Source organism: Acinetobacter sp. YH12039, assembly GCF_013420015.1.
GTDB lineage: Bacteria > Pseudomonadota > Gammaproteobacteria > Pseudomonadales > Moraxellaceae > Acinetobacter > Acinetobacter amyesii.
Window position 1 is genome coordinate 142,881 of the sequence record NZ_VOZA01000003.1, and the last position, 11,189, is coordinate 154,069.

Genomic DNA, 11,189 nt, shown 5'->3' on the forward strand with positions numbered 1-11,189 from the left:
ATTTCTTTTAAGGCCTATCAAAGATAAATGAGCTGAATCTTAAACTTCGCAATAAAGTGTAAAAATCACACAAATTACGTATCAAAACACACTATAGAATCGTTCGATTGTCAGACAATATATAAGTCACGCCATAAAGTGGTCACAAACTTTAGGCTTTACATACTTACATCTAATTATTTGATATTTATTATAAACGGTAAAATGATGACATCTAAAATTGAACGATATCGATTTCATATTCACGACTTTTTATCTGGAACAGTGGTATTTCTCGTGGCTTTACCACTATGTCTCGGCATTGCATTGGCTTCTGGCGCACCGATTCTCTCTGGTATTATTGCCGGCATTGTCGGTGGTATTTTAGTTGGGGCACTGAGTGGCTCACATATCAGTGTTGCAGGGCCTGCAGCAGGTTTAACAGCAGTCATTTTGGTACAGCTTGAACTACTCGGCGGCAACTATGCCGCCTTTTTATTGTGTATTGTTTTTGCCGGTATTTTACAGATTGGATTTGGCATATTTCAGCTCGGTTTCTTTGCCAACTTTATTCCGAACAATGTCATATTGGGTTTGTTGGCAGCTATCGGGCTGATTTTGATTGGGAGTCAAATACCTTATTTGTTTGGCTTGAACCAATTTTCATGGTCTGTGCTGTGGCAGTCACAGCCGCTCGATTTGCAATGGGATATTGGTGCCGTTCTGATCGGTATCGGTAGCCTTGTGCTGATGTTGCTATGGGAGCAGAGCCCTTGCAAAAAGTGGGTTTTGCCTTCGGCCTTGGTTGCTGTCATTCTTGCTGCACTGTGTAATGCTGTGTTGGTGCTTAGTGGGTCACCTTTGGCAGTTCATCCATCGAACCTCATCCAACTTCCAAATCTTTGGGATCAGCCACAAAATGTGATGATTTTTCCAGATTGGACCGCTTTAAATAATCCTCTGATTTACACAGGGGCTATCACTTTGGCGGTTGTGGCGTCATTAGAAACTTTATTGAATTTGGAAGCAGCAGATAAATTAGATCCGCATAAGCGTTCGTCACCCCCCAACCGAGAGCTATGGGCGCAAGGTATCGGTAATGTTGTTTCGGGCGCTATAGGCGGGATGCCGCTGACGTCAGTAATTGTTCGTAGTTCGGTCAATGCCAGTGCTGGAGCTAAAAGTAAATGTTCTGCCATCTTTCATGGCGTGTTGCTCCTGTTTGCCGTGCTGTGTTTAGTGCCTTTGATGAACATGATTCCGCTTTCAGCATTAGCTGCAATTTTAATCCTCACAGGTTTTAAACTGACGCATCCTAAATTGTTTAAACAGTTGTATTTAAAAGGTTGGAAACAATTTATTCCTTTTATCATTACCTTGTTGGCGATTTTACTCACAGACTTATTGCTCGGAATCTTGATTGGTTTAGCCAGTAGTGCGGCCTTTATTTTATACGCCAATTTTAATAAGGGACTGAAGGTGTATAAAGAGCATCATTTACATGGGGTTATTACACGGATTGAATTGCCTTCACAAGTCAGTTTTCTCAACCGTTCGGCATTAATTTCGGCATTGGAGCATATCCATCGCGGCGAACAAGTGGTGATTGATGCCACACATGTGAGTGATATGGATGCTGATATTTTCCAACTCATTCAAGAGTACCAGCAGGAAAAGGCAGCACAGCGTAAAGTGCAAGTGCAGTTGATTGGTTTCAAGGCACACTATGCCGATGCGCAGGAGGCGGCATTAGATATAGATATTAGTACTGCAGCTTTACAGCAACGTTTGACGCCAGAGGCTGTGCTCGCTTTGCTTAAAGCAGGCAATGAACGTTTTGTACAAAATGAGCGTTTGCAACGAGATATCTATCGTCAACTGCGGGTGACCGCAGAAGAAGGGCAGCATCCGATTGCGGCAGTGTTAGGTTGTATGGATTCTCGTGCGCCGACTGAAATGATCTTTGATGTTGGAATTGGTGATTTATTTAGTTTGCGCATAGCGGGGAATGTCGCGGGGCAAAAAGTTTTGGGTTCATTAGAATTTGCCTGCGAAGCCAACGGCGCCAAAGTGATCGTAGTGCTTGGTCATACGGACTGTGGTGCGGTTAGCAGTGCTTGTCAGTTGCATTTAGCTGGTCAATCGATTCAGAGCCTGACGCGTATGCCACATATTCAATATGTGCTGGGGCCACTCAATGAGTCTGTATCGCGTGTTGCCGAATTGATGCAACCACAAACGCTGAGTCCGGCATTTTTAGAGCAAGTGACGCAAATGAATGTGCATTACAACATCCGCTATATTTTGCAAAATAGTGAAGTGCTACAGCAATTGGTGCAAGAAGGTAAAGTGGCGATTGTTGGTGCAGTGTATGATGTAAGAACTGGACGGGTTAATTTCTTCGGATAAATAAAATCCGATGACATAAAAAAGGATCATCATGAACACATGATGATCCTTTTTATTGAACTAAAATACATTAGCGAATCATCGGTACAATCCAACTGGTAATGATCAGCAAAATACCGAAGTGTCCCAATTTACGGGTGACATATACCAATTTTGACGGCTTTTGTTCCAATTGTTTCGCATAGTCTTCAATACTAATGCCTTGTTTTGCATTACTGGTAAATAAAAACACCGCCAAATCGATACAAATTAAAATCGTACCAACATCTGCCACCACTTCCATTAAATCGTATTGGCCGCTGATCAAGGCGGTTGACACTTGATAAACAAGGAAAAGTGCAAAAGCGATGCAGGCATACTGCAAAACAGTTAAAAATATCCGCATAAATCTATACTAAATAAGCTCAAAATTTTGAAATAGGATTATAGCGTCCCTCGCAAGAGATTACTGTAACGCTCAGAGTGCTTGCATGACTGCTGGGAAATGTTGCTTTTCAACCAACTCCAAAAACTCATCGCCCATACGCTGACTTTCAGCCACACATTGATTCCACATTTTAATGCGTTGTTGGTTGTCTAAGCCTTTGAGGGTAAAGTCTTTACGGTCAGGCAGTCGGCCAAGCGGCAAGCTTGCAAGGTATTCTTGTGAAGGTGACAGTAACAGGGTACGCGCCTGATTTTCAGGATTGGCTTGGCGTTTAAATAATTTATCAAACCAACCTGGGGTGATGCTATCCGTGAAATGTGGATACAGCACGATGCCCTGACTTTGGAAGGGTAGGTCAATATGATAGTCAATCAGGCCGCCATCGCGGTAACTGCCTTGTGGCGCATCAGGGATATCACGTATCGCGGCCATGACACCGGGAATAGATGCAGAAGCCATAAGCCACGGCATGACACTGTCTTGAGTCAATGCATGGTAATGCGTGGTAAAGCCATCATCCGCCACGGTAAATTGATGACCTGACACAGGCTGACTAATTACACGCTGCATGAAATAACGACTGTGTTTACGTGCGAGCGCTGTCGTGCCCACGATCCCTGCGACAGAGGCTAACAGAGGCAGGGCTTTATCACTTTGGAAAATATGCTGAGCTTTGACTGAAAGCACAGTGAGGTGATAATCCGGGTGATTAACCAGTGCCGCTTCTTGACCTTGAATCAAATCGATCAGCATGCCACGACACACATCGCTGACTTCTTGACGGCTCATCTTTTTATGAAAGCTCAGATTGGTATACAGCTCAGAGAGGCGTTTCGTCCCTTCAATGGCTCCCCAAGCAGCAATACTGGCAAAGCGCCAACTGCCAATCGATGAACCAATTAAAGTACGCTTTTGTTGCGCGCGTGGCAAAAAGTCAGCAAAAATCGCCTGATCTAAACCTTGAATACCAATGCCTTTCGGACCACCCGCAGCACCGGGCAGGATATCCACTTGAGCAGCGTTTAAACCCTCTTGTTCAATCAGTTGGCGGGCTAAATGGCCAGCACGGATATTGAGCGCAGGCGGTCTTTTTTGCAAAATTTGAGTCATGGTAGTCGCTTAAAATACAGTCGTAGAATTATTCTAGTGCGTTTTTGCACAGACCCAATGGCTGAAACTTCCGACAAATGACTTCTCAGTCATATCAGGGCGTCTCTCAGGAATGCTGTAATAGTTGTTCGTTATGCCGATGCAATTGAAACAAACTGAGGCAGACGATTGCCCATGTCGCCATTGGAAAGACCGCCCAAGCAAATAGGTTAATGATAAAAATCACGGCCCCAGCTAATAACCAATAATTTAACCCCGCCATCAGCTTTTGCTGTGGCAAACAAAGTAGGAATAAACAGGGAAGTGCATTAAAGAGAATGATCCACCAAAATGTAGCGCTATGCTGCATCCGATACAGGGTGGTGTTGGCTGTCGGTTGCCAGTTTAGGAAAGGCATGTGCATATTTAATTGAACTAGCACATCGAGCAGGGTCGAAAAACTATACAGCAAGGCCGTTGCACATGCTCGGAGTGGATTTCGACTATACAGTACCCCTAAATAACTGTATGACATGGCGTTCAGCCTTATTCAAATTTTTGAATTTTTTTGTTTTTATGGCTTTAAGCCTTTTATTGTCAAAAGGCTTAAAGGAGCTATGGATACATCAAGATCATTTAAACACAGATTATTTAAACACACGCCAAATGGAAAGTAAGCTTGAAAGTGCAATTAATACGATGGAAACATACCATGGCGCAATTATCGCGATGGAGAGGAAGATGGCCATAATACTGCCAAAAACCCAACTACGTTTTTGCTGATGTTCCATTTGCAAGCGCATGCTTTGCAGTTCATTCAGTTGTTTGGCATGCCAAGCCGACTGATTTTTTAAACCATTCAGACTGTCGATCATCAGCGTTGGTAAATCTTGCGCACCTAAAAGTAAGTCTGGAATTTTTTGTCCGAGTTCTTTTAAGTTTTTCTGCGGATTCATTTGCGCTTTAATCCAATCGGTGAGGATTGGTTTTGCCAAACTCCAAATATCCAATTCAGGATAGAGATCAGTTCCTAAACCTTCCACATGCACTAAAGTTTTTAGTAAAAGCATCAGTTGTGGCGGAATCTCTAAATGGAAACGACGCGCAATATCCATCACTTGAATCAGGATGCCGGCGAAGTCCAATTCATGCATTGGTTTAGAGACCATTGGGCCCACAGTGCGACGCATTTCACGTGCTAAGGCATCTTGATCTGTACCCGGTGGAATCCAACCCGCTTGATGCACGATTTGAATCAGCTGCATAAAATCGCTGTTCATAACCGCAAGCAGCATGCGTGCTACGGTCATTTGGTCGTGCTTTGAAAGCTCACCCATAATCGCGCAGTCCAGTGCAATAAAGCGTGGATTGCTTGGATTGATGGTTTCGACGAAGACATTCCCCGGATGCATGTCTGCATGAAAGAAGTTGTCGCGGAACACTTGGGTAAAGAAAATGGTGAGCCCTTTTTCGGCTAAATCTTTACGATCCATGCGCAAGCGATCAAAGGTCGCAATATCAGAAATCGGCACACCGGTAATACGTTCTTCGACCATGACATCACGGCTGTCCATATAGACCTCAGGCACGTACATCATGCTTGAACCGGTGAAGTAATGACGCATACGACGTGTGTTATCCGCTTCTAAAGTCAAATCCAATTCATTGAGAATAATTTGACGGTAGTCCTGAATAATTTCGGACAGATGCAGGGCACGAGCGGCTTCTAGGCGTTTTTCAAGGAACTGACCAAGCCACTCTAATATTTCAAAATCATGCAGAATTTGATTGCGAATATTCGGGCGAGTCACTTTCACCACGACTTCGCGACCATCATGCAGGGCAGCAGTATGCACTTGTGCAATAGATGCTGCGGCTAATGGTTGCTCGTCAAAGCGTGCAAATAAGGTATTAACATCGGCTTTAAGTGATTCCTGAATGCGCATTTTGGCAACGTCATTCGAAAAAGGTTTTACACGGTCTTGTAGAAGCACCAATTGCTGTAAAACTTCAGGTGGAATCAAATCACGACGGGTAGACAGTAATTGCCCCATTTTAATGGCCAGCGGGCCCATCTCTTCTAAAGCTTGTTTGAGCTTGAGCGGATTTTTTCGCTCGCGGCTTGACCATGCCGCAGGGTGCATGCGAATGAGAGAAAGAATATGACGGGCTTTTTCCGGTAATTCTTCCGCAGGAAACAACGTGTCGAGTCTATAGTGCGCAGCAATGCGCCAAAGGTCGAGTAAACGTGAAACGTGCGGAATCATATATGCAATTACCTAGTCTTAAGTGTTGTCTTGTAATGAGTCAATTTGGCTGTGCAGCTGCTGAATTTTTGCTTCTGCACGGTCCAGATTTTGATTCAAAATTCGGGTGTCTTGATTCAGGTCATCCATTTGCCAGCGTGGGGCAAGCAAGCCTGAATCTTCTTTTAACGCGTCTTCAGCAAAGAACAAATGGCTTTGTAAAGTACGTTTGAGATGTTTGGGTGCAAGTTGTAACTTAGCAATTTCATGCGCAAGGCTTGGACCAATCCAAGGGCTTAGATGCGAAGCTAAATCAGGCTCAGCTTGCTGCATAATGCGCTGGATATCCTGCAATAAGTGATAATCACCTTGCAATGGAATATTGCCGACATCTTCAGCCAACAGCAGTTTGAGGAGCTCGACGACCGTTTTGATATGTAAGGTCGCCGTTGCTTCAGTTATGTTTGACTGCTGCTCGAAAGGGCGTTGCTCAAAGATGGATGCAGTTTCAGTATGTCCTGTTGGCGTCGGTTCTAAGCGAACTTTATGATCATCAAAAAACACATCCACCGACAGCTGTGGTGAGTCGATCACCACACGAAGCATTTTGCCTTGCAATTCATTCAGTTGGATGCGAGTAATAGCATCCAAATCAATGACATGATGAATTAAGCGTTCAACTGCACCAAGTGCGAGAATCGACCACATAGTTCAGCCTGCAGTATTAAAGTTTGAAACCACGGTGTACAGCCACGATACCACCCGTTAAGTTGTGGTAATCACAGTTTTGGAAGCCCGCATTTTCCATCATACCTTTAAGCGTACGTTGGTCTGGGTGCATACGAATTGATTCTGCAAGGTATTTATAACTTTCAGAGTCATTTGCTACGATTTTTCCCATAATTGGTAATGCAGTGAATGAGTACAAATCATACAGTTTTGAGAATGGTTCAAATACCGGTTTAGAGAATTCTAAAATCAGTAAACGACCACCTGGCTTAAGAACGCGGTACATTGCAGCAAGAGCAGCATCTTTGTCAGTCACATTACGTAGACCAAATGAAATGGTTAATAGGTCAAAACTGTTGTCTGCAAAAGGTTCTAAAGTTTCAGCATTGGCCAAAACGAAATCGACATTGGTACAACCAGCATCAATGAGGCGGTCACGACCGACATTGAGCATCGATTCGTTAATGTCTGAAAGCACCACATGACCTGTCGGACCAACTTCACGACTGAACACTTTGGCAAGGTCGCCTGTACCGCCTGCAATATCCAGTACGTGCTGACCGCGACGAACACCTGACATGTTAATGGCAAAACGTTTCCATAGACGGTGAATACCAAATGACATTAAATCATTCATGATGTCGTATTTTGCAGCCACTGAGTGGAAAACTTCCGCGACTTTTTGCGCTTTGTCTTCGCTGCTCACGGTCTGATAACCAAAGTGTGTGGTTGGCCCAACATTACCTGTGTTCGCGCCACGTGGCAGATTATATTTGGGTACTGAACCTGTCACAGGTGTGTCGGTCAGACGTTGTTCTAAAGATTGTTGCTGACCTTGCGCTGTCCCTTGTGGTAAAGGTTCAGTTAAGAATGGACTCGCTTTGTCTGTATTTTGTGCCGACTCAGGTGTAGGGGCAGGCGTTTGATTCTCGTTAGACATTAGAGTCACTCCTAACTTATAAATAGGGTTAATGTTGCTTTGTAAGCATGATGACAGATTCTCTGTTGTTATACAGCAGTCATTTGCATTTGTTGTGAATAATATACAGAAAAAATAAGGGGCTGCTGTAATTGCTTTGCAAAACCCCTATAAAAAATCTGAATTCAGCCTTGAACGCCCTGTTTGTTTTATATCAAATGTGGGCTGAATGGGGATGATAATTTTGTTAGGTCGCAGGCTGAAACGGGTTCGGGTCTCCAGCATGTACACGGTCAATGATTTGACGTTCTACAGTGGTAAATTCACGCACAAATTTTTCTGCTGACTTAAGTGGTTTCATTGCGAGAAAGCCATCTTGCATAAAGTCATACATCACTTCGAAGTTATATTTTATTGCTGCACCTTTGCACATCTTAAAGGCGGTATAGACCATAAATGAGCGCATATATTTATCTAAATTACGACCTAAATCGTCCAATAGTTGCAGCTGTAACATACGGTCCTTGCCCTGATCGAGCTTAAGATAAGTCTGGCGCATCATTTCATCGGTTAAGGGCAGATTGGATGGATAATCTTCTAATAATTGCATGGCCACTTGTTCATCAAGCTGTACGGCTAAAATGGCAAGTTGAACGCCCGAAGTACCAGTCTTTATGGCATTGTCTGGAATCAATTTTTCAGCTTTGTGTGCATAGCGCGTGAGACGAGCAATTTGTGCTGCTAATGCATCAAAATCAGGACCGCCATATAAACGATTAATAAAATATTCAGACATCAGCACATTGTGTTTTTCAGCAAATTGTACGGCATGTGTGCGTTGCATACGTTGTTTTTGCCACTGCTGGACATCTTGTAAACGCTGTAAAATTTCTGGCTTTTTGTGGTAGTTCAACTGGTAATACAGTTCAAGTAAATCATCTAATACTGCAAGTTTGGACATTGAGTGTCTCAATTATTTTTTAGATGTTTGAATCTTAGTGGGTGTTGGAGCTTAGGGCTATGACAAAGTGACGAAATTACAGGTCAATCTGAGTCAGTTTGTTGCAGAAACGGTCATATTTTCCATTTCAGCATATACATGAAAGCATTGTTGTGGGGTGAAGGGCATGGTTATACTCAAAACAGAATAAAACCAAGGGTCCGCCATGAGCTTAAAAGAAACAGAATTTCAATTGATGGATGAAGAACAACTCTCGGTTGAGCTGATTGAAGCGCAGTATCAACTGAAAAATACCAGCCGTCAGCCCAATGCCAAAAGCATGTTGATTTTAGTGAGTGGAATCGAGCTTGCGGGTAAGGGAGAGGCTGTCAAACAGCTCCGCGAATGGGTCGATCCACGCTACTTAAGGGTGAAAGCGGATGCCCCGATCATGTTTAATCAAAAACAAACCTTTTGGCAGTCTTATGCACGGTTTATTCCTGCCGAAGGGCAAATTATGGTGATGTTTGGAAACTGGTACAGTGATTTGCTCAGTACCGCTATGCATGTGTCGAAGCCTTTGGATGAAACCTTATTTGATGAATATGTCGAGAACATGCGAGCCTATGAACAAGACCTAAAAAATAATCATGTCGATGTGATTAAAGTCTGGTTCGATTTATCGTGGAAATCCTTACAAAAACGTTTGGATGAAATGGACCCGAGTGAAGCGCGTTGGCATAAATTGCATGGTTTAGATTGGCGCAATAAAAAGCAATATGACAACCTACAACGTTTACGTCAGCGTTTTAGCCATGACTGGGTCATCATCGACTGTGAAGATGAGCAAGTCCGTGATCAACAATTTGCACAGCATATTTTACGGACCTTAAAACATTGTCCAACACATGAAACCACGGCGGTGGGGCGCTGGAAACAAGCCAAAACCCCACAGGCGTTATTGGAACCCAGCACTGCCGTCGCTGATGAAGCTGATTATAAAAAAGAATTAAAAAAATTAAGCCGCAAGGTGGCTGAAGCTTTACGTTTTGATTCACGCAATGTGGTGATCGTGTTTGAAGGGATGGATGCCGCAGGGAAAGGCGGGGCAATTAAACGCATCGTCAAAAAGTTGGACCCACGCGAATATGAAATTCATACCATTGCAGCACCCGAAAAATATGAGCTGCGCCGTCCGTATTTATGGCGCTTTTGGAATAAAATTCTCCCTGAAGAAAAGATCACGATTTTTGACCGCAGTTGGTATGGTCGCGTTTTGGTAGAGCGGATTGAAGGCTTTGCCAATACGGTTGAATGGCAGAGGGCCTATGATGAAATCAACCGTTTTGAAAAGGATCTATATGACAGTCAAACGGTTGTCATCAAGTTCTGGTTAGCCATTGGAAAGGATGAGCAAGCTGCACGGTTTAAAGCTCGAGAAGTAACCGCGCATAAGCGTTTTAAAATTACTCCAGATGACTGGCGGAATCGCGACCGTTGGGATGATTATCTCAAAGCTGCGGCAGATATGTTGCAACGTACGGATACAGAATATGCGCCGTGGCATGTGATCGCGACCAATGACAAACATAGTGCGCGCTTACAGGTATTAGAGACGATCTTAGCGCAATTGAAAGCAGATTGAATGCATGAAAAAAGCCACGATATTCGTGGCTTTTTTCATTTTCAAAACTCGCTCATTTTCAGATCTACTTAATCTTTAGATCTATGGTTTAGATCACTTTGATTCTTAAATCTTATAGATTTGCTAGACATCGCTCCGTTAAACATTGTTCGGCGTTGGGACAGGTTGGTTCGGAAATTTCTGTTGAATACGCTTCGCCAATTGGTAGCTTTCTTCTACATGGGTTTCAGCGACTTTTTTCATCACAATATAACCCAAACTGGCTGCTACCAATTGTCCACCTAATGGAATAAATTTAGTCACTTGTTTGGTAATATATTTTGCTGCAATGTTATTTAGCGATTTTTTCATCGCGGTTCGTGCAACCACTAAACCAGAAAATTCGACACCACGTTTACGCAGTTCTGTCCAATGAATTTGTTTGGTTTTCGGATCATACACACTAATTTGATCTGGCGCTAAACCAAAACGCGCATTAATTTCTGGAATGAGCTGTGACAAAATTCCGACGTCAATCACCACATCCAAAAATGGCACAGGAATAATAGCTGCACCTGCTGAAAAATAAGCACGTTTTTTGACGAGCTCTAAGCATTCAGCGCGAATAATGTCCAGATTTAAGTTAGGGTCGATGGAATCAGGAATGTTATCAATTTTCATAAGCAGATACCCTTGATACTGGATTGGTTTTTTTCTCATAAAGTATCATTAAGATACTTGTTTAAAAGCATTTTTTGCAATCTATTCTCTTGTCAAAGTCGCATAGACAGCCCAAGATGTATAGTAAATAATCATTGTTGTTTTGT

General features: G+C 43.2%; 10 protein-coding genes. 2 read left to right on the plus strand and 8 right to left on the minus strand.

Annotated elements, in window-relative coordinates; genetic code table 11:
* Positions 1 to 207 precede the first annotated feature (207 nt).
* Positions 208 to 2,388 carry a SulP family inorganic anion transporter gene (locus FTT98_RS02745; protein WP_180041026.1) on the plus strand — a complete coding sequence of 727 codons (2,181 nt, stop codon included), beginning with the start codon at positions 208 to 210 and terminating at the stop codon, positions 2,386 to 2,388.
* Positions 2,389 to 2,458: 70 nt separating this feature from the next.
* Here FTT98_RS02745 and FTT98_RS02750 read toward each other — a convergent pair whose 3' ends face one another.
* From FTT98_RS02750 to FTT98_RS02780, 7 genes are all read right to left on the minus strand, one after another.
* A complete protein-coding gene (locus FTT98_RS02750; RefSeq protein ID WP_078189807.1) occupies positions 2,459 to 2,773 on the minus strand; it encodes a hypothetical protein in 315 nt (104 codons plus the stop codon).
* Positions 2,774 to 2,845: 72 nt separating this feature from the next.
* Positions 2,846 to 3,925: a patatin-like phospholipase family protein gene (locus FTT98_RS02755; protein ID WP_180002876.1), complete on the minus strand. Its 1,080-nt coding sequence runs from the start codon at positions 3,923 to 3,925 to the stop codon at positions 2,846 to 2,848.
* Between the two features lie 106 nt (positions 3,926 to 4,031).
* Complete coding sequence (locus FTT98_RS02760) at positions 4,032 to 4,439, minus strand: hypothetical protein (RefSeq protein WP_180002878.1); 408 nt, start codon at positions 4,437 to 4,439, stop codon at positions 4,032 to 4,034.
* Positions 4,440 to 4,551: 112 nt separating this feature from the next.
* A complete protein-coding gene (locus FTT98_RS02765) occupies positions 4,552 to 6,171 on the minus strand; it encodes an AarF/ABC1/UbiB kinase family protein (protein ID WP_180041028.1) in 1,620 nt (539 codons plus the stop codon).
* An 18-nt stretch (positions 6,172 to 6,189) separates the two neighbouring features.
* Positions 6,190 to 6,858 carry an SCP2 domain-containing protein gene (locus FTT98_RS02770; protein WP_180176950.1) on the minus strand — a complete coding sequence of 223 codons (669 nt, stop codon included), beginning with the start codon at positions 6,856 to 6,858 and terminating at the stop codon, positions 6,190 to 6,192.
* Positions 6,859 to 6,874: 16 nt separating this feature from the next.
* Positions 6,875 to 7,819 (minus strand): bifunctional demethylmenaquinone methyltransferase/2-methoxy-6-polyprenyl-1,4-benzoquinol methylase UbiE, encoded by a 945-nt coding sequence (gene ubiE, locus FTT98_RS02775; protein ID WP_111885631.1) that lies wholly within the window; start codon positions 7,817 to 7,819, stop codon positions 6,875 to 6,877.
* A gap of 226 nt (positions 7,820 to 8,045) precedes the next feature.
* Positions 8,046 to 8,759, minus strand: coding sequence for a hypothetical protein (locus FTT98_RS02780; RefSeq protein WP_180002883.1), 714 nt, complete (start codon positions 8,757 to 8,759; stop codon positions 8,046 to 8,048).
* A gap of 205 nt (positions 8,760 to 8,964) precedes the next feature.
* Here FTT98_RS02780 and FTT98_RS02785 point away from each other — a divergent pair, with 205 nt between their 5' ends.
* On the plus strand, positions 8,965 to 10,383 hold the full coding sequence (locus FTT98_RS02785; protein ID WP_180041031.1) for a phosphate--AMP phosphotransferase: 1,419 nt from the start codon (positions 8,965 to 8,967) through the stop codon (positions 10,381 to 10,383).
* Positions 10,384 to 10,521: 138 nt separating this feature from the next.
* Here FTT98_RS02785 and FTT98_RS02790 read toward each other — a convergent pair whose 3' ends face one another.
* Positions 10,522 to 11,043, minus strand: a complete 522-nt coding sequence (locus FTT98_RS02790) for a hypothetical protein (protein WP_168377972.1) — start codon at positions 11,041 to 11,043, stop codon at positions 10,522 to 10,524.
* Positions 11,044 to 11,189 lie beyond the last annotated feature (146 nt).

What these genes read in the sequence shown, in the direction of transcription:
- FTT98_RS02770 (WP_180176950.1), bottom strand. Translation starts at nt 6,858, where the DNA reads ATGTGGTCGATTCTCGCACTTGGTGCAGTTGAACGCTTAATTCATCAT.
- FTT98_RS02765 (WP_180041028.1), bottom strand. Translation starts at nt 6,171, where the DNA reads ATGATTCCGCACGTTTCACGTTTACTCGACCTTTGGCGCATTGCTGCG.
- FTT98_RS02790 (WP_168377972.1), bottom strand. Translation starts at nt 11,043, where the DNA reads ATGAAAATTGATAACATTCCTGATTCCATCGACCCTAACTTAAATCTG.
- FTT98_RS02785 (WP_180041031.1), top strand. Translation starts at nt 8,965, where the DNA reads ATGAGCTTAAAAGAAACAGAATTTCAATTGATGGATGAAGAACAACTC.
- FTT98_RS02780 (WP_180002883.1), bottom strand. Translation starts at nt 8,759, where the DNA reads ATGTCCAAACTTGCAGTATTAGATGATTTACTTGAACTGTATTACCAG.
- ubiE (WP_111885631.1), bottom strand. Translation starts at nt 7,819, where the DNA reads ATGTCTAACGAGAATCAAACGCCTGCCCCTACACCTGAGTCGGCACAA.
- FTT98_RS02755 (WP_180002876.1), bottom strand. Translation starts at nt 3,925, where the DNA reads ATGACTCAAATTTTGCAAAAAAGACCGCCTGCGCTCAATATCCGTGCT.
- FTT98_RS02745 (WP_180041026.1), top strand. Translation starts at nt 208, where the DNA reads ATGACATCTAAAATTGAACGATATCGATTTCATATTCACGACTTTTTA.
- FTT98_RS02760 (WP_180002878.1), bottom strand. Translation starts at nt 4,439, where the DNA reads ATGTCATACAGTTATTTAGGGGTACTGTATAGTCGAAATCCACTCCGA.
- FTT98_RS02750 (WP_078189807.1), bottom strand. Translation starts at nt 2,773, where the DNA reads ATGCGGATATTTTTAACTGTTTTGCAGTATGCCTGCATCGCTTTTGCA.